The 17,877-nt window shown below is 71.2% G+C and carries 17 protein-coding genes; 11 read left to right on the top strand and 6 right to left on the bottom strand.

The window, feature by feature from the left end:
* Positions 1-12: 12 nt before the first annotated feature.
* On the bottom strand, positions 13-1,239 hold the full coding sequence (locus CP983_RS37385; RefSeq protein WP_150504535.1) for an acyl-CoA dehydrogenase family protein: 1,227 nt from the start codon (positions 1,237-1,239) through the stop codon (positions 13-15).
* A gap of 185 nt (positions 1,240-1,424) precedes the next feature.
* Between CP983_RS37385 and CP983_RS37380 the strand changes: the two genes are divergently transcribed.
* Positions 1,425-2,069: a TetR/AcrR family transcriptional regulator gene (locus tag CP983_RS37380; protein WP_107912033.1), complete on the top strand. Its 645-nt coding sequence runs from the start codon at positions 1,425-1,427 to the stop codon at positions 2,067-2,069.
* Between the two features lie 70 nt (positions 2,070-2,139).
* On the opposite strand, the gene def is transcribed toward CP983_RS37380, so the two are convergent.
* Positions 2,140-2,679: a peptide deformylase gene (gene def, locus CP983_RS37375; protein ID WP_150504533.1), complete on the bottom strand. Its 540-nt coding sequence runs from the start codon at positions 2,677-2,679 to the stop codon at positions 2,140-2,142.
* Between the two features lie 111 nt (positions 2,680-2,790).
* On the opposite strand from def, the gene CP983_RS37370 reads away from it, so the two are divergent.
* The 7 genes from CP983_RS37370 (at position 2,791) to CP983_RS37340 (ending at position 10,818) form a co-directional block, all read left to right on the top strand.
* Complete coding sequence (locus CP983_RS37370) at positions 2,791-4,029, top strand: MurT ligase domain-containing protein (RefSeq protein WP_107912035.1); 1,239 nt, start codon at positions 2,791-2,793, stop codon at positions 4,027-4,029.
* Positions 4,030-4,052: 23 nt separating this feature from the next.
* The gene (locus CP983_RS37365) at positions 4,053-4,781 is read left to right on the top strand and encodes a type 1 glutamine amidotransferase (RefSeq protein WP_125524394.1); all 729 of its coding nucleotides are present in this window, start codon (positions 4,053-4,055) and stop codon (positions 4,779-4,781) included.
* A gap of 169 nt (positions 4,782-4,950) precedes the next feature.
* Complete coding sequence (locus CP983_RS37360; protein ID WP_125524395.1) at positions 4,951-5,976, top strand: 6-phosphofructokinase; 1,026 nt, start codon at positions 4,951-4,953, stop codon at positions 5,974-5,976.
* Positions 5,977-6,077: 101 nt separating this feature from the next.
* Positions 6,078-7,028: a cytochrome c oxidase assembly protein gene (locus CP983_RS37355; protein ID WP_107912039.1), complete on the top strand. Its 951-nt coding sequence runs from the start codon at positions 6,078-6,080 to the stop codon at positions 7,026-7,028.
* A 130-nt stretch (positions 7,029-7,158) separates the two neighbouring features.
* Positions 7,159-8,619, top strand: coding sequence for a PASTA domain-containing protein (locus CP983_RS37350; protein WP_308436547.1), 1,461 nt, complete (start codon positions 7,159-7,161; stop codon positions 8,617-8,619).
* Between the two features lie 42 nt (positions 8,620-8,661).
* Positions 8,662-10,635: a serine/threonine-protein kinase gene (locus tag CP983_RS37345; RefSeq protein WP_150504529.1), complete on the top strand. Its 1,974-nt coding sequence runs from the start codon at positions 8,662-8,664 to the stop codon at positions 10,633-10,635.
* 12 nt (positions 10,636-10,647) lie between these two features.
* A complete protein-coding gene (locus CP983_RS37340; RefSeq protein WP_030960607.1) occupies positions 10,648-10,818 on the top strand; it encodes a membrane protein in 171 nt (56 codons plus the stop codon).
* 3 nt (positions 10,819-10,821) lie between these two features.
* On the opposite strand, the gene CP983_RS37335 is transcribed toward CP983_RS37340, so the two are convergent.
* The 4 genes from CP983_RS37335 to CP983_RS37320 form a co-directional block, all read right to left on the bottom strand.
* Positions 10,822-12,027 carry a sensor histidine kinase gene (locus tag CP983_RS37335; RefSeq protein ID WP_107912041.1) on the bottom strand — a complete coding sequence of 402 codons (1,206 nt, stop codon included), beginning with the start codon at positions 12,025-12,027 and terminating at the stop codon, positions 10,822-10,824.
* Positions 12,028-12,064: 37 nt separating this feature from the next.
* On the bottom strand, positions 12,065-13,777 hold the full coding sequence (locus tag CP983_RS37330; RefSeq protein WP_150504527.1) for a sodium/solute symporter: 1,713 nt from the start codon (positions 13,775-13,777) through the stop codon (positions 12,065-12,067).
* Between the two features lie 119 nt (positions 13,778-13,896).
* On the bottom strand, positions 13,897-14,259 hold the full coding sequence (locus CP983_RS37325) for a hypothetical protein (protein ID WP_093745170.1): 363 nt from the start codon (positions 14,257-14,259) through the stop codon (positions 13,897-13,899).
* Positions 14,260-14,261: 2 nt separating this feature from the next.
* The gene (locus CP983_RS37320; RefSeq protein ID WP_150504525.1) at positions 14,262-15,011 is read right to left on the bottom strand and encodes a LytR/AlgR family response regulator transcription factor; all 750 of its coding nucleotides are present in this window, start codon (positions 15,009-15,011) and stop codon (positions 14,262-14,264) included.
* Between the two features lie 88 nt (positions 15,012-15,099).
* Between CP983_RS37320 and CP983_RS37315 the strand changes: the two genes are divergently transcribed.
* The 3 genes from CP983_RS37315 to rocD all read left to right on the top strand — a co-directional run bounded on the left by CP983_RS37315 (position 15,100) and on the right by rocD (position 17,774).
* Entirely contained in the window at positions 15,100-15,624 is a 525-nt protein-coding gene (locus CP983_RS37315) for an Lrp/AsnC family transcriptional regulator (RefSeq protein WP_107912044.1), read from the top strand.
* A 123-nt stretch (positions 15,625-15,747) separates the two neighbouring features.
* Positions 15,748-16,560 carry a dimethylargininase gene (ddaH, locus tag CP983_RS37310; RefSeq protein ID WP_107912046.1) on the top strand — a complete coding sequence of 271 codons (813 nt, stop codon included), beginning with the start codon at positions 15,748-15,750 and terminating at the stop codon, positions 16,558-16,560.
* Positions 16,557-17,774: an ornithine--oxo-acid transaminase gene (gene rocD / locus CP983_RS37305; protein ID WP_150504523.1), complete on the top strand. Its 1,218-nt coding sequence runs from the start codon at positions 16,557-16,559 to the stop codon at positions 17,772-17,774. Before ddaH ends, rocD begins: the two co-directional genes overlap by 4 nt.
* The last annotated feature ends 103 nt before the right edge of the window (positions 17,775-17,877 follow it).

The following is a 17,877-nucleotide window of genomic DNA, read 5'->3' as shown; positions in this document are numbered from 1 at the left end:
CCCCTACGGCGCTTACCGAATCGGCATACCCGACAACGTGCGGGCGATCACCAGCCGCTGGATCTCGCTCGTCCCTTCGAAGATCGTGTAGATCGCGCTGTCGCGGTGCATCCGCTCCACGGGGTACTCCCGCGTGTAGCCGTTGCCGCCCAGGATCTGTATGGCCTGAGCGGTAACCTTCTTGGACGTCTCGCTCGCGAACAGCTTCGACATCGACCCCTCGGCCGCCGTGAACGGCTTGCCGTTGATCGCCATCCAGGACGCCCGCCACACCAGCAGCCGCGCCGCGTCGATCTGCGTCCGCATCTCCGCCAGCTGGAAGGCCACACCCTGGTTGTCGATGATCGGGCGCCCGAACTGCTCGCGCGTCATCGCGTAGTCGAGGGCTACCTCGTACGCGGCACGGGCGGTGCCGACCGCCATCGCGCCGACGGCCGGCCGGGAGGCCTCGAACGTGGCCATCGCCGCGTTCTTCACCCGCTCGCCGCCGGCCTTGGCCCGCTCGCGGGCCCGCGCCAGGCGCTCGTCCAGCTTCGCCTTGCCGCCCAGCAGGCAGGAGCCCGACACACGCACGTTGTCCAGGATGACCTCGGCGGTGTGCGAGGCCCGGATGCCGTGCTTCTTGAACTTCTGGCCCTGGGAGAGGCCCGGCGTGTTCGGCGGCACGATGAAGGACGCGTGGCCCTTGGAGCCGAGCTCGGCGTCGACGACCGCGACGACCACGTGGACGTTGGCGATGCCGCCGTTGGTCGCCCAGGTCTTCGTGCCGTTGATCACCCACTCGTCCTTGGCCTCGTCGTAGACGGCACGCGTGCGCATCGAGGCCACGTCGGAGCCGGCGTCGGGCTCGGAGGAGCAGAAGGCGGCGAGCTTGACGTCGTTGGCGTCGCCGTACATCTGGGGCACCCAGGTGCCGATCTGCTCCTCGGTGCCGTTGGCGAGGACGCCTACGGCGGCGAGACCGGTGCCGACGATCGACAGTGCGATGCCGGCATCGCCCCAGAACAGTTCCTCCATGGCCATCGGGATGCCGAGGCCCGTCTGGTCGAAGTACTGCTGGGCGTAGAAGTCGAGTGAGTAGATGCCGACCTTCGCGGCTTCCTGGATGACCGGCCAGGGAGTCTCCTCACGCTCGTCCCATTCGGCGGCCGCGGGGCGGATCACATCGGCAGCGAAACCGTGCAGCCAGTCCCGGACCTCCTTCTGTTCGTCGTTGAGCTCCATGGTGAACTCGGCCATGTCCCCTCCAGCGGCGTACGTGCATGGCTTGGCGCATGCTTGTTACTTGCGGTAACCCTAGTTTGTTACTTGCCAGTAGGTAAAGTCAACTCGCGACGCCGGATCGTCAGCCCGTTCGATGGTTGTGGCAGGTTGAGTGTTAGTTTGCGCAGGCGTCAGCGAATAAGCACGGGTGGGGAGAGCTCATGGACACCACACAGCGGACCGACCAGCAACGGTCCGCCGACCGCCGTCGGCGCGAGCTGCTGGAGGCTGCCGACAGGGTGGTGCTGCGCGACGGTCCCCAGGCCTCGATGAACGCGATCGCGGCCGAGGCCGGTATTACGAAGCCGATTCTTTATCGGCACTTCGGCGACAAGAGCGGACTCTACGCCGCGTTGGCCAAGCGGCACACGGACGCGCTGCTGGACTCGCTGCGGGCCGCGCTGGACGCTCCCGCGGATCGCCGCGAGCGGGTCGAGGCGACGCTGGACACCTACCTCGCCGCGATCGAGGCCCGGCCCCAGGTGTACCGGTTCCTGATGCATCCGACCGAGGGCGGTCAGACGGCGGATCAGGGATTCGACGTCGGCAAGCACTCGATGCCGCTCCTGCGCACGATGGGCGAGGAGCTGGCGACCGTCATCGAGGAGCGGCTGGACCTCGGGCCGGGCAGCCAGCAGCTGGCCCGGGTGTGGGGGCACGGGATAGTCGGCATGATGCACGCCGCCGGGGACTGGTGGCTGGGGGAACGGCCCTGCTCCCGGACGGAGTTGGTCCGGAGCCTGGCCGACCTGTTGTGGGGACGGCTCGCCGCGGCGGGGGACAGGATCGGCGGTCCGGGGTTCTGAACCCTGCGTTCCGGCTGCGGGTCCGTGGGGGCTGGTCGCGCAGTTCCCTGCGCCCCTGACGGCACCACGGTCACCGGCGCCAAGCAGCCCGGGCCACCTGGCGCATGAGGCGGCGGTGGCGCCATCCGCCGACGCGGTCCGCGTACACCTTCCCCTCCAAGTGGTCGCACTCGTGCTGCAGGCAGCGCGCGAAGAAACCCGTCCCGTGGATCGTCACCGGCTCCCCGGTCATCGTGAAACCCTCGACCACCGCGTGGTCGTACCGTTCCGTCCCGGCCTCCAGGCCCGGCAGGGACAGGCAGCCCTCGGGGCCGCGGATCACCACACCGTCCGCCTCCACCAGCCGGGGGTTCACCACATGACCGAGGTGTCGTACGTCCTCGTCGTCGGGACAGTCGTAGACGAAGACCCGCAGCGACTCCCCCACCTGGTTGGCGGCGAGGCCCACGCCCTGCGCGGCGTACATCGTGGCGAACAAGTCGTCCACGAGCCTCGCCAGTTCCGGACCGAAGTCGGTGACCTCCTCGCAAGGGGTGTGCAGAACGGGCTTTCCGAGCAGGGTCAGGGGCCGAACACGTCCGTGAGTGCCCGGAATGGAGGCGTTGCGCATGGCCGCAAGGGTACGGCGATTCGGGAGTGCGAATGGATCTCGATAGGCTGACCACCACCACGTTGCCGTAGGGCAGAAGCGCGGCGCGTACGCAAGGAGGATCGAGAACTGATGGCAGGCAACTCGGACCCGCTCACGCCGCGGGCCAAGATCGCCGTGACCGCGGGCAAGGCGGTCGCGGCGGCATCGCGCGCCGCAGGGCGCGGCAGCGGTTCGGTGATCGGCGGCCGGGTGGCGCTCAAACTCGACCCCGACCTCCTCGCCAGGCTCGCTCAGAACCTGGACGTGGTCCTGGTGTCGGCGACCAACGGCAAGACCACCACGACCCGGCTGATCGCGGAGGCCCTGCGGGCCGCCGGGCCGGTCGTCTCGAACGCGCTGGGCGCCAACATGCCCGCGGGCATCACCTCGGCGCTCGCCGGCGGCTCGGAAGCCCGCTACGGCGTCATCGAGGTCGACGAGAAGTACCTCGCCGGCGTCGCCCGGGACACGGACCCCAAGTGCATCGCGCTGCTCAACCTCTCGCGCGACCAGCTGGACCGGGCCGCCGAGACCCGGATGCTCGCCGAGAACTGGCGCGAGGGGCTGACGGGTTCGAAGGCCGTGATCGTGGCCAACGCGGACGACCCGCTGGTCGTGTGGGCCGCGTCGTCGTCCCCCAATGTGATCTGGGTCGCCGCCGGGCAGATGTGGAAGGACGACGCCTGGTCGTGCCCGTCCTGCGGCGGTGTGATGCAGCGGCCGGGCGACGACTGGTTCTGCGGCGAGTGCGGCTTCCGTCGTCCGACGCCCAGCTGGGCACTGTCCGGCGACCATGTCCTGGACCCGCACGGCTCGGCCTGGCCGATCCACCTCCAGCTGCCGGGGCGCGCCAACAAGGCCAACGCCACCTCCTCGGCCGCCGTCGCCGCCGTGTTCGGGGTGCCGCCGCAGGTCGCCCTGGAGCGCATGTACCAGGTGCAGGCCGTCGCAGGCCGCTATGACGTCGTGCAGTTCGAGGGGCGGGACCTGCGGCTGCTGCTGGCCAAGAACCCGGCCGGCTGGCTGGAGACGTTCTCCCTCATCGACCCGCCGCCGACCCCGGTGATCCTCTCCGTCAACGCGCGCGGCGCCGACGGCACCGACACCTCCTGGCTGTGGGACGTCGACTACACGCGGCTGACCGGGCACCCGATCTGCGTCATCGGCGACCGCAGGCTCGACCTCGCGGTGCGCCTGGAGGTCGCGAACCAGCAGTTCCAGGTGTGCGAGAACCTCGACCAGGCGGTGCAGAAGTGCCCGCCGGGCCGGATCGAGGTCATCGCCAACTACACCGCGTTCCAGGACCTGCGCCGCCGGGTCGGCAACTGAGCACGAGACTTCAGGGGACTTAAGTGAGCGACAACCAACTGCGGGTCGTCTGGATCTACCCGGACCTGCTCAGCACCTACGGCGACCAGGGCAACGTCCTCGTCGTGGAGCGCCGTGCCCGTCAGCGCGGCCTCGACGTGGCCCGCCTCGACGTGCGCAGCGACCAGCCGATCCCGACATCCGGCGACATCTATCTGATCGGCGGCGGTGAGGACCGCCCGCAGCGACTGGCGGCCGAGCGGCTGCGCCGGGACGGCGGTCTGACCCGGGCCGTGGAGAACGGCGCCATCGTGTTCTCCGTCTGCGCCGGCTACCAGATCCTCGGCCACGAGTTCATCAACGACCTCGGTCAGCGCGAGCCCGGCCTCGGGCTGATCGACGTCGTGTCCGTGCGCGGCGAGGGCGCGCGGTGCGTCGGCGACGTGCTCGGCGACATCGACCCGCGCCTCGGCCTGCCTCCGCTGACCGGCTTCGAGAACCACCAGGGCGTCACCCACCTCGGCCCGACCGCCCGCCCCTTCGCCCAGGTCCGCCTCGGCAACGGCAACGGCACGGGGGACGGCACGGAGGGCGCGTACAACGAGACCGTCTTCGGTACGTACATGCACGGCCCCGTGCTCGCCCGAAACCCGCTGATCGCGGACCTGCTGCTGAAGCTGGCGCTCGATGTGAACGCGCTGCCGCCGACCGACGACCGGTGGTACGAGGCGCTGCGCAACGAGCGCATCGCGTCCGCGCAGCAGCCCGCCTGAACCGGGTCGCTCGACAGCCCGTCTGACGGCACGTCCGCACAGGTGAGCGGGGTCGTCCAGCAGGCGGACGCACGGTTCGGCCCCGCCCCCTGATGCCGCTAGGGTGGCGGGGATTCGAGCCGGACAGCGTGGTCCGGTCCCGGCCCACGTTGAGAAGGTTTTTCGGGCTATGCGCATTGGTGTCCTCACGTCCGGCGGCGACTGCCCCGGCCTGAACGCCGTCATCCGGTCCGTCGTGCACCGTGCCGTCGTCGACCACGGCGACGAGGTCATCGGCTTCCGGGACGGCTGGAAGGGCCTCCTGGAGTGCGACTACCTCAAGCTCGACCTCGACGCGGTGGGCGGCATCCTCGCCCGCGGCGGCACGATTCTCGGTTCCTCCCGGGTCCAGCCGTCCCATCTGCGGGACGGTGTGGAGCGGGCCAAGGGCCATGTCGAGGAGCTCGGCCTCGACGCGATCATCCCGATCGGCGGTGAGGGCACGCTCAAGGCGGCCCGCCTGATGTCGGACAGCGGCCTGCCCGTGGTGGGCGTGCCCAAGACCATCGACAACGACATCGCCGTCACCGACGTCACCTTCGGCTTCGACACGGCGGTGACCGTGGCGACCGAGGCTCTGGACCGGCTCAAGACCACCGCCGAGTCCCACCAGCGCGTGCTGGTGGTCGAGGTCATGGGGCGGCACACCGGCTGGATCGCACTGCACTCCGGCATGGCGGCCGGCGCGCACGCCGTCGTCGTGCCGGAGCGGCCCTTCGACATCGACGAGTTGACCCGCGTCGTCGGCGAGCGGTTCCAGGCGGGCAAGCGGTTCGCGATCGTCGTCGCGGCGGAGGGGGCCAAGCCCCGGCCCGGGAGCATGGCGTTCGACGAGGGCGGCAAGGACATCTACGGCCACGAGCGGTTCGCCGGGATCGCCCGCCAGCTGTCGATCGAGCTGGAGGAGCGGCTCGGCAAGGAAGCACGGCCGGTCATTCTCGGGCATGTGCAGCGCGGCGGGACGCCCACGGCGTACGACCGGGTGCTGGCGACCCGGTTCGGGTGGCACGCGGTGGAGGCCGTGCACCGGGGGGAGTTCGGGCACATGACGGCGCTCCAGGGGACGGACATCGTGATGGTGCCGTTGGCCGAGGCCGTGGAGACGTTGAAGACGGTGCCGGAGGATCGGTACGAAGAGGCTGAGTGCGTGCTGTAAGGGGCGTGCTGTAGCTGCCCCCGGTCGTTGGGTCGGCCGGGGGCAGTTCTAGTCTGTGGGGGACAGACGGCGCACAACCCCCACGAAACAGGAGCCGCAGGATGGATCACGGCGGGCACGGCATGATGATGGATCTGCCGCCGTTCACGCTGGGGCGGGGGCTTTCCTGGTCCGCTGACCCGTTCTTTCTGGTCGCCTGTCTTGTGGGGCTCGCGCTTTACGCGTGGGGGGTCGTGCGACTGCGGCGGCGTGGGGACGCATGGTCGGTGTGGCGGACCATTTCCTATGTCGCCGGAGTGCTGTCCGTGATGCTCGTGATGTGCACCGGGCTGAATGACTACGGAATGGTCATGTTCAGCGTGCACATGGTGCAGCACATGGTGATCAGCATGCTGTCGCCGATCCTGATTCTGCTCGGTGCGCCCATCACGCTGGCGCTGCGCGCGATGCCGCCCGCCGGGCGGGGCCGCAAGGGGCCGCGGGAATGGCTGCTGGCGCTGCTGCACAGCCGGTACATGCGGATCATCACGCACCCGGCGTTCACCATTCCGCTGTTCATCGCCAGCCTTTACGCGCTGTACTTCACGCCGATCTTCGACTTCCTGATGGGCTCGAAGACGGGGCACATCGCGATGATGATCCACTTCCTCGCCGTCGGCGTGGTGTTCTTCTGGCCGATCATCGGCGTGGATCCCGGTCCGCACCGGCCCGGGTATCTGATGCGGATGCTGGAGCTGTTCGCGGGAATGCCGTTCCACGCGTTCTTCGGCATCGCGTTGATGATGGCGTCCGAGCCGATGGTCGAGACGTTCAAGAACCCGCCCGGCTCCCTCGCCATCGACGCGCTCTCCGACCAGAACGCGGCCGGCGGCATCGCCTGGGCGTTCAGTGAGGTTCCGTCCGTGCTGGTGCTGATCGCGCTGCTGTTCCAGTGGTACGGCTCCGAGCAGCGGCAGGCCAAGCGCAAGGACCGGGCCGCCGACCGCGACGGCGACAAGGAACTCGAGGCGTACAACGCCTATTTGGCCTCATTGAACGCACGCGGAAACTGACGAAACCGAAAGGCTTCGCCTTTCAGTAGCATGAAGCGCGTCGGGGGAACCGCAAGGGGGAGCGGTGATGGCGTTTCGTGTTTTCGTACACAGGTCCGGAACAGCGGCGATTCGGAGGATCACCGTCCTTTTGGTCCTCGTTCTGGCGCTCGGTGCGTGCGATCGGGGCACACCGCTGTTCCTGGTGAAGGCCGTGGCCGCGGGAGTTCCCTCGCCGGCCCCTTTCTTCGACGAGAATCAGGGGCTCGGGCGGGACGACGAGCAGGTCACGGCGCAGCAAGCACCCGGTGGTCTCCAACAGGGGGACACACCCGGTCTGTACGGGGGATCCGAGCAGCCGACGGTCTGTGATGTCGTACGGCTCAAGGAGTTTCTCACCGATCCCGCCAATGGCCGCAAAGCGCAGGCGTGGGCGACCGCGCTCTCCATCACCACGGCCGAGATTCCCGGATATCTCGATCGGCTCACTCCGGTTCTCCTGCGTCACGACACGCTCGTGAAGAACCACGACTACAAAAAGGGAAAGGCGACCCCCTTCAACGCGCTGCTCCAGACGGGAATCGCGATTCTCGTCGACGAGCAGGGACTTCCCGCGGTGAAGTGCTCGTGCGGAAATCCACTGCGGCCGTTCGACGGTGACACGAACCGGATAAGGGTCGAGTTCGACGACCGGAACGAGGAGTGGAAGGGCTACGAGAAATCCTCCGTGGTGGCCGTGCGGCCCGCTACGCGGAAAGTGGAGCGGCTCGCCCTCGTCGACGTCCATGAGCCGGACCGGGGCATCACCCGTCCCGTCGGCACCACCGGCGAGAAGGACACCGCCTTCGACACACGCGAGCGCCGCGCGGTGCCCGACCTCGCGGGGGCCACTTTCGGGCAGGCGAGCCGGGAGCTGGCCGGCAAGGGGCTGGCCGTCGCGTTCGAGGGCGGCGGGCTGCCGCCGGACGGTGCCCGGGTGACGGCGTCGGATCCGCCGGCCGGGACGGAACTGCGGTTCGGCGAGTACGTGACGCTGAGCGTGGCCGGGGGGAGCTCCGGCGGGTCGTCGGACGGGACTACGACGTCCACTCCCCCGGGCGGTTCGGGCGGCTCGGGGTCGTCCCCGTCGACGCGGGATCCGTCGGCCTCGAATCCGACACCGACTCCGGCGCCCTCGGGCTCGTCGCCTTCGGGCCCGTCCTCCGGCTCCGGGAGTCCCGGGCCGAGCGGTTCCGGCCCCAGCGGCTCCGGCCCGAGCAGCTCCGCTCCGGGCCCCACGAGCGGGCCCCCGTCCTCGGGCACGTCCTCCACGGCGCCGCCCCCCTCCGACCCGCCCACCAGTTCCTCGCCACCGGCGACGACCAAATCCCCCACGACGAGCTCGGCACCGCCGCCCCCTCCGCCCTCGTCCAGCCCGCCGACGCAGCCCACCAGCTCGCCGCCGACGGTCACCAGCAGCGCGCCGCCGCCCGTCACCGGCGGGCCCACCGCAAGCCGCCCCGAGACGACCAGCGGCCCCGTCGCAAGCCGCCCCGGGGCCGGCGCTCCCGCCACAGGCCGCGTCGGAACCGGCGCCCTGTCCCCCGCGACCCCCGCGAGCACCTTCGCCTAGCAACCGCGCGCTCAGCGCACCCGCAGACCCTGGAGTCACCGGATGCCCTCAGGATCACCGACGTCGGGAGTGGGCCGGGTCATCGCCGGCCGTTATCTGCTGCTGCACCCGCTCGGCAGCGGCGGCATGGGCCATGTCTGGCTCGCCCACGACCGGAGACTCGCCTGCGAGGTCGCGCTCAAGGAGATCGTGTTCCGGGATCCGGCCGAGGCCGACGAGCGCGAGGCACGGGTGGCCCGGGCCCGTGCGGAGGCCCGGCACGCGGCGGGGCTGCGCGGGCATCCGCATGTGGTGACCGTGCACGACGTGCTGGAGCACGAGGGCCTGCCGTGGATCGTCATGGAGTACGTCGAGGGCGCCGTGAACCTGCGTGATCTGGTCGCCCGGCACGGCCCCCTGGCGCCCGCTCAGTGCGCCCGCGTCGGCCTCGCCGTGCTGGACGCGCTGACCGCCGGACACGCGCGGGGCGTCCTGCACCGGGACGTGAAGCCGGCGAACATCCTGCTGGCGCCGGACCGCACCGGGGCGCCGTACGGACGCATCCTGCTCACCGACTACGGCATCTCGGTGCAGCCGGACGCCGGTGAGACCCGGTACACGCTGGCGTCGGTGCTCGTGGGCACGTCGGGCTATCTGGCGCCGGAGCGGGTCACGGGCGGGGCGCCCACACCGGCGACCGATCTGTTCTCGCTGGGCTGCACGCTGTACCACGGCGTGGAGGGCCGGGGTCCCTTCGAGCGCGAGTCGCATCTGGCGGAGCTGACGGCGGTCGTCACGGAGGAGCCCCGGGCGGCCGGGCGGGCCGGGGCGCTGGGGCCCGTCCTGTGGGGGCTGCTGGAGAAGGACCCGGCGCGGCGCACGCCGGCCGCGGAGGCGGAGGCGGCGCTCTCACGGATCGTCACGCCGGAGGCCGACGCGTACGCGCGGACGCAGACCGACCTCGGTTCGCAGCCGCACTGGGGCGGTGCGCCGCCGCCCGGGCCCGTACCCGATCCGGCGGGGTTCGGCACCCCGCAGGTGTTCCCGTCGGTGTCCGGGCGACCGGGTGGTGTCCAGGGCTTCGGTCCCCCGTCCGGACGTCCCGGCGCGCAGACGGGCCCAGGCTCCGGCACGGTGAGCGGAAAGCCCGGCGGTTCGCCGACTCAGCCTCCCGGTGGACCGCTGGGCTTGGTTCCCGGGGACGGTGACCGACATCGGACCCGTCCTCGCGTCGCGCACGCGGTCGTCGCCGGCCTGCTCGGGCTGGCGCTCGCGGGAGCCGGCGTCTGGTACGCCACGTCCCAGGAAGCGGACCCCGGCGGCACGGGACGGCCGTACGGGAACTCCGTGGGGCTCCGGGCGTCGCTCAAGGACGGTGACTGCGTGCTCGCCGACTGGCCCGGCAGGACCGCCTTCCAGGGCACGCCGCGGCTGAGCCTCGACGCCAGTTGCGGGGAGAAGGCGCCCGACGGGCAGGTGACGGCGTTCGTGGAGGCCGCTTCCGCCGCCGAGGCACGGCAGGACGGTCCGGCGGCGTGCGAGGAGCGGACGCGAGAGCTGCGCGGGCGCCTCGCGGACGTGCGCAGCCTCGCCGTCGTACCGACGGAGGCCGGGTTCGAGGCGGCCGGGCGGCGCACGGCCTGTCTGGTGCTGGGGGCGCACGGGCCGGTGTACGGGCCGCTGGGCGGGCACCGCAGGCCGGGGGTGGCCTTCGCGGACACGGCGACCATGCAGCGCCGGGACTGTCTGGACGTCCGCTCGCACCGGGACGCCCGGCTGGTGTCCTGTGCGGAGCCGCACGACGAGCAGGTGCTCGGATTCACCCGTTTGGGCGCCGACGTCACGCTCGCCGAGGCACGCACGGAATCGGACACGGCGTGCGCCCGCGAGGTGCCGCCGCGCGACTACGGATTCGATCCTTCCGTCCATACGGCGGGTTCCTGGACGAGCGACGGGCCCTGGAAGAACGGCACCCATTTCGTCGTGTGCACCGTTCGGAGGCAGAACGGGGGCACCATGGAGGGGGACGAACCTTAGGAGGGTGTTGCGATGCCCGGTTCTACGGACGGTTCTACGAAGGCGATGGGGGTGCTCACCGTCGGCGGCCTCGTCGCGGTGACGGCCTACACGGTGGCGCTCGGGAGCAATGGCTGGCTGTGGTTCGGGTGGGTGGTGCTGGGGCTCATCACGCTGGGGATGGTGGTCAGCCGTCCGACGTGAGCCTCACTCCCGGGTGAGTCGCCCCGCCGAGTGCACGCCCGGCTGGTACTTCGGCAGCCGGGCGGTCACTTTCATGCCCGCGTTCGGGGCGGTCTCGATGACGAGGCCGTAGTCGTCGCCGTAGACCTGGCGGAGCCGGTCGTCGACGTTCGACAGTCCGATGCCGCCCGAGGGGCTGTCCTCCCCCGCGAGGATGCGGCGCAGCAGCACGGGGTCCATGCCTGCGCCGTCGTCCTCGATGACGACGAGGGCCTCGGCGCCCGCGTCCTGTGCGGTGATCTGGATCCGGCACTTGTCGGCCTTGCCCTCCAGGCCGTGCTTGACCGCGTTCTCCACCAGCGGCTGGAGACAGAGGAAGGGCAGGGCGACCGGCAGCACCTCGGGGGCGATCTGGAGGGTCACCGAGAGACGGTCGCCGAAGCGGGCCCGGACCAGCGCCAAGTAGTGGTCGATGGCGTGGAGTTCGTCGGCGAGGGTGGTGAAGTCGCCGTGCCTGCGGAAGGAGTAGCGGGTGAAGTCGGCGAACTCCAGGAGCAGTTCGCGGGCGCGTTCGGGGTCGGTGCGCACGAAGCTGGCGATGACGGCGAGCGAGTTGAAGATGAAGTGCGGGGAGATCTGGGCGCGCAGGGCCTTGATCTCGGCCTCGATGAGCCGGGTGCGGGACTGGTCGAGGTCGGCCAGCTCCAGCTGCACGGACACCCAGCGGGCCACTTCGCCCGCCGCTCGCACCAGGACCGCCGACTCGCGGGGCGCGCAGGCGACCAGGGCGCCGTGGACGCGGTCGTCGACGGTGAGCGGGGCGACGACGGCCCAGCGCACCGGGCAGTCGGGGGTGGCGCAGGTGAGCGGGAACGCCTCGCCGCGGCCCGACTCCAGGGGGCCGGCGAGGAGTTCCATGATCTCCGTACGGTGATGGCCGCCGACCCCGTCCCAGACCAGCACGTCCTTGTGGTCGGTCAGGCACAGCGCGTCGGTGCCGAGGAGCGAGCGGAGCCGGCGGGCGGACTTGCGGGCGGTCTCCTCGGTGAGTCCGGCGCGCAGCGGGGGTGCGGCGAGGGAGGCGGTGTGCAGGGTCTCGAAGGTGGCGTGCTCGACGGGGGTGCCGAGGTCGCCGAGGTTCTGCGGGCGGGCGGTGCGGCGGCCGAGCCAGAAGCCGGCGGCGAGCAGCGGCAGGATCGCCACGCACAGACCGGCGAGGAATCCGCTCATGCCGTCACCACCTCGCGCCGTCCGGCGATGGAGTGCCTCATGCCTTCGCCTCCGCCCGCAGTTCCTCCGGCAGATGGAACCGGGCGAGGATCGCCGCCGTACCGGGCGGCACCCGGCCGGGGGTGGCCAGGGACACCAGGATCATCGTGAGGAAGCCCAGCGGCACCGACCAGAGCGCGGGCCAGGCGAGCAGGGCGTGGGCCGCGCCGGAGCCGGGGAAGCCGGCCATCGTCGCGGCGACGGCGAGCAGCGCGGAGCCGCCGCCGACCAGCATTCCGGCGGCGGCGCCGGGCGGGGTGAGGCGGCGCCACCAGATGCCGAGGACGAGCAGCGGGCAGAACGAGGACGCCGACACCGCGAAGGCGAGGCCCACCGCGTCGGCCACCGGCAGTCCGCCGACGAGGACGCTCGCGGCGAGCGGGACGGCCATGGCGAGGACCGTGCCGAGCCGGAAGTGGCGTACGCCGCGGGTCGGCAGGACGTCCTGGGTGAGCACGCCGGCGACGGCCATGGTCAGGCCGGACGCCGTGGACAGGAACGCGGCGAAGGCGCCGCCCGCGACCAGCGCGCCGAGGAGGTCGCCGCCGAGGCCGCCGATCATGCGGTCGGGCAGCAGCAGGGCGGCCGCGTCGGCGTCGCCGGTGAGGGTGAGTTCGGGGGCGTACAGGCGGCCGAGGGCACCGTAGACCGGCGGCAGCAGGTAGAAGGCGCCGATCAGACCGAGCACGGCGACGGTGGTGCGGCGGGCGGCGACGCCGTGCGGGCTGGTGTAGAAGCGGACGACGACGTGCGGCAGGCCCATGGTGCCGAGGAAGGTGGCGAGGATCAGTCCGTACGTGGCGTACAGCGGGCGTTCGCCGCGGCTCTCGGCCTGCGACGGGGACAGGCCGCCGCCCGCGCTGCGGTCGCGTTCGGGGACCTCGGCGCCCTTGGCGAAGGTCAGCCGGGTGCCGGCCTCGATGTGGTGGGTGCCGGCGGGGAGTCGAAGCTTCTGCTCCTCGTGGTCGCGGCCGTCGATCGTGCCGCTCACGGTGACATCGAGGGGCCGGTCGAGCTTCAGCTTGATGCTGTCGTCGACGCGCACGACGCTCTGTTCGCGGAAGGTCGCCGGTTCGTCGAAGGCGTGCCGGGGGGCGCCGTCGCCCTGCCAGGCGAGGATCAGGAAGAGGGCGGGGACGAGCAGCGCGGTCAGTTTGAGCCAGTACTGGAAGGCCTGCACGAAGGTGATGCTGCGCATGCCGCCGGCGGCGACGATGGCGACCACGACGACCGCGACGATCAGTCCGCCGAGCGAGTCGGGGGCGCCTGTCAGCACGGTCAGCGTCAGTCCGGCGCCCTGGAGTTGGGGCAGCAGATACAGCCAGCCGGTGCCGACGACGAAGGCGCCCGCGAGCCGTCGCACGGCCTGCGAGGACAGCCGGGCCTCGGCGAAGTCGGGCAGGGTGTAGGCACCGGAGCGGCGCAGCGGGGCGGCGACGAACAACAGCAGGACGAGGTATCCGGCGGTGTAGCCGACCGGGTACCAGAGCATGTCGGGTCCCTGCACGAGCAGGAGGCCCGCGATGCCGAGGAAGGAGGCGGCGGAGAGGTACTCACCACTGATGGCGGCCGCGTTGAGCCGGGGGCCGACGGTGCGCGAGGCGACGTAGAAGTCGGAGGTGGTACGCGATATGCGCAGCCCGAAGGCACCGACGAGGATGGTCGCCAGCACCACCAGGGCGACGGCGGGGACGGCGTAGCCGGAGTTCACGGCCGCTCCTTGAGTTCACGGTCCGGCAGCGACCCGAAAGGGGCGCGGGGAACTGCGCGACCAGCCACGACGACCCCGCAGACGAACGACGACATATCCCGGCCCTCCCAGCGGAGCGCTCAGCGGTCTTCGACGAGGCGGACGAAGTCGCGTTCGTTGCGTTCGGCGCGTCGTACGTACCAGCGGGCGAGGAGGACCATCGGGGCGTAGAGGCAGAAGCCGAGGACCAGCCATTCCAGGCCGCGGGCGTCCGGCATGGCGGCGAACAGCAGTGGCAGCGGGCCGATGAGCAGGCCGAGGACGGCGAACACGGTCAGGCCGGCGCGGAGCTGGGTGCGCATCAGCGACCGTACGTAGGTGTGGCCGAGGGTGGTCTGCTCGTCGATCTCGGTGCGGGGGCGGTAGTAGCCGGAGGCGGGGCGGCGGCTGCGGGGCGGGCCGGTGACGACGACGCGGCGCTCGGCGGGGTCCTGGTTGGGCACGGCTACGGCCTCCTCATCAGCAGGTCCCGCAGCTCACGCGCGTGGCGCCGGCTGACCTGGAGTTCCTCGGCGCCGACCATGACGCTGACGGTGCCCGCGTCGAGGCGGAGTTCGCCGATGTGGCGCAGGGCGACGAGGTGGCGGCGGTGGATGCGGACGAATCCGCGGGAGCGCCAGCGCTCCTCCAGCGTCGACAGCGGGATGCGGACGAGGTGGCTGCCCCTGACGGTGTGCAGACGGGCGTAGTCGCCCTGGGCCTCGACATGGGTGATGTCCTCGACGGCGACGAAGCGGGTCACACCGCCCAGCTCGACCGGGATGTGGTCGGGGTCGGGTTCGCTCACGGGTATTCGGGGGGCGGCGTCGCGCAGTTCGGCGGCCCGGCGGACGGCCTCGGCGAGGCGTTCCTTGCGCACCGGTTTGAGTACGTAGTCGACGGCCTTGAGGTCGAAGGCCTGAACGGCGAAGTCCTCGTGGGCGGTGACGAAGACGACCAGCGGCGGCTTGGCGAGCCCGGTGAGCAGACGGGCCAGGTCGAGGCCGTCCAGGCCGGGCATGTTGATGTCGAGGAAGACGACGTCGATCGACTCGGGGCCGTGGGGTCCCGACTCCAGGGCGCGGTTGATGCGCCGCAGCGCCTCGGTCGCGTCGCCGGCGCCCTCCGCGCTGCCGATGCGCGGGTCCGCGTTCAGGAGGTAGAGCAGCTCCTCCAGCGAGGGGCGTTCGTCGTCGACAGCCAGGGCGCGCAGCATGAACGGGAGTGTAAGAGCAATGGGCACGCCTGGACATGTGCTCTGCGTGGACGTTCGCGCTGGGTACCGTGCCGCTTACAGTGCCCTCATGAACAGCGGCGCTGCCTCCTTCGACGAACTCGACCGGAAGATCATCACCGCTCTGATGGCGAACGCCAGGACGAGTTTCGCGGAGATCGGCTCCAGCGTCGGGCTGTCGGCGACGGCGGTCAAACGGCGCGTGGACCGGCTGCGCGAGACCGGCGTGATCACCGGCTTCACGGCCACGGTCAAGCCGTCGGCGCTCGGCTGGCGTACGGAGGCGTACGTCGAGGTGTACTGCGAGGGCGCGGCGCCGCCGCGGCGGCTCGCGGAGGTCGTCCGCAACCATCCGGAGATCACCGCGGCGATGACGGTGACCGGGGGCGCGGACGCACTGCTGCATGTGCGGGCGCGGGACGTGGAGCACTTCGAGGAGGTGCTGGAGCGGATTCGTGTCGAGCCGTTCATCCGGAAGACGATCAGCGTGATGGTCCTGTCGCACCTGATCCCGGACAGTCCGGAGGCGGGCGCCACCCAGGCCGTCCCGCCGGAGGCCGGCGTTCCGGCAAACCGCGCAGCAGACGTGCGCTGACACCGCAAAATTCGCAGCATTCCTGCGTGAACGCGCAATTCTTGTTTCTTGTCGGGCGTCGGCGTGTCTTTCTACCTTGGTGTCAATCCTCATCGACACCGTAGGAAGCGGAGGAACCCCTCTGTGCCCGAAACCCGTGTGCCGCGCCGGCGGCGCTTCCTCGTCTGCGAGCCCAGACACTTCGCCGTGCAGTACGCGATCAACCCCTGGATGCAACCCGACATCCAGGTCGACGTCGATCTGGCCCGGGAGCAGTGGCAGTCGCTGATCCGTGCCTACCGTGCCCACGGTCACGAGGTCGACACGCTGGAGCCGGTCGCCGGTCTGCCCGACATGGTGTTCGCCGCGAACTCGGCGGTCGTCGTCGGCGGCCGTGTCTTCGGCTCCCTCTTCCACGCGCCCGAGCGCCGTCCCGAGTCCACGCACTACGCGACGTGGTTCAAGACGGCGGGCTTCGACGTGTACACGCCCGAGTCCGTGTGCGAGGGCGAGGGCGATCTGGTGTGGACGGGCCGCTATGTGCTCGCCGGCACCGGTTTCCGCACCACCCGGGACGCCCACCGGGAGGTGCAGGAGTTCTTCGGCCATCCGGTCGTGAGCCTGACGCTGGTGGACCCGTACTTCTACCACCTGGACACGGCGCTGTTCGTCCTCGACGACGACAACATCGCCTACTACCCGGAGGCCTTCTCGCCGGGCAGCCGTGAGGTGCTCGCGCGGCTGTACCCGGACGCGGTGCTCGCCACCCGCGACGACGCCTCCGCCTTCGGCCTGAACTCCGTCTCCGACGGCCGTCACGTCTTCATCGCGCCCCAGGCCGAGGCGCTGGCCGCCCGGCTGGACGAGCGCGGTTATGTCCCCGTCCCCGTCGACCTGTCGGAGTTCCGCAAGGCCGGCGGCGGCATCAAGTGCTGCACTCAGGAGATCCGCTCATGACCGCGCCCGCGCAGACCCGTTCGTCCGCCGATCTGATCCGCGCCGAGGAACCGGTCCTGGCGCACAACTACCACCCCCTCCCGGTGGTCGTCTCCCGCGCCGAGGGCACCTGGGTGGAGGACGTGGAGGGCCGCCGCTACCTCGACATGCTGGCGGGCTACTCGGCGCTGAACTTCGGCCACCGCCACCCGGCGCTGACCGAGGCGGCGCACGCCCAGCTCGACCGGCTGACGCTGACGTCCCGCGCCTTCCACAACGACCGGCTCGCCGGGTTCGCGGAGCGGCTGGCGGCGCTGACCGGCCAGGACATGGTGCTGCCGATGAACACGGGCGCCGAGGCCGTGGAGAGCGGCATCAAGGTGGCCCGCAAGTGGGCGTACGAGGTGAAGGGCGTTCCGGCCGACCAGGCGACGATCGTGGTGGCGGCGGACAACTTCCACGGCCGTACGACGACCATCGTCAGCTTCTCGACGGACGAGACCGCGCGGCAGGGCTTCGGCCCGTTCACGCCGGGCTTCCGGGTCGTGCCGTACAACGACCTGCCGGCGCTGGAGGCGGCGATCGACGAGACGACCGCGGCGGTGCTGCTGGAGCCCATCCAGGGCGAGGCGGGCGTGCTCATCCCGGACCAGGGCTATCTGGCCGGCGTGCGTGAGCTGACCACCCGCAAGGGCTGCCTCTTCATCGCGGACGAGATCCAGTCGGGCCTCGGCCGCACGGGCCGTACGCTCGCCGTCGACCACGATTCGGTCGTGCCGGACGTGCTGCTGCTGGGCAAGGCGCTGGGCGGCGGCATCGTGCCGGTGTCGGCGGTGGTGGGCAGCCGCGAGGTGCTCGGGGTGCTGCGGCCGGGCGAGCACGGCTCGACGTTCGGCGGGAACCCGCTGGCCGCCGCGGTCGGCACGGCCGTGGTCGAGCTGCTGGAGACGGGCGAGTTCCAGCGCCGGGCCACCGAGCTCGGCGTGGTGCTGCGCGGCGGTCTGTCGGCGCTGCTCGGCAAGGGCGTCGTCGGCTTCCGGGCGCGTGGCCTGTGGGCGGGCGTCGACGTCGACCCGGCGGTCGGTACGGGCCGTGAGATCAGCCGGCGGCTGATGCACGAGGGCGTGCTGGTCAAGGACACCCACGGCTCCACGATCCGCCTCGCTCCCCCGCTCACGATCACCCCGGAGGAGCTGACCGGGGCGCTCGACACCCTGGAGAAGGTGCTCGGCTGAGGGGCTGTTGCCCGGCGGCCCGGTCCCAGGAGAGGGGGCCGGGCCGCCGGGCATCCGACCTCGCCCCGTCACCCCCGCCCCGCACACTCCCGGCCCTCGCAAA

The sequence above is a fragment of the Streptomyces chartreusis genome (assembly GCF_008704715.1).
In the GTDB taxonomy this organism is placed as follows: domain Bacteria; phylum Actinomycetota; class Actinomycetes; order Streptomycetales; family Streptomycetaceae; genus Streptomyces; species Streptomyces chartreusis.
This window is presented reverse-complemented; position numbering and strand designations above follow the sequence as displayed.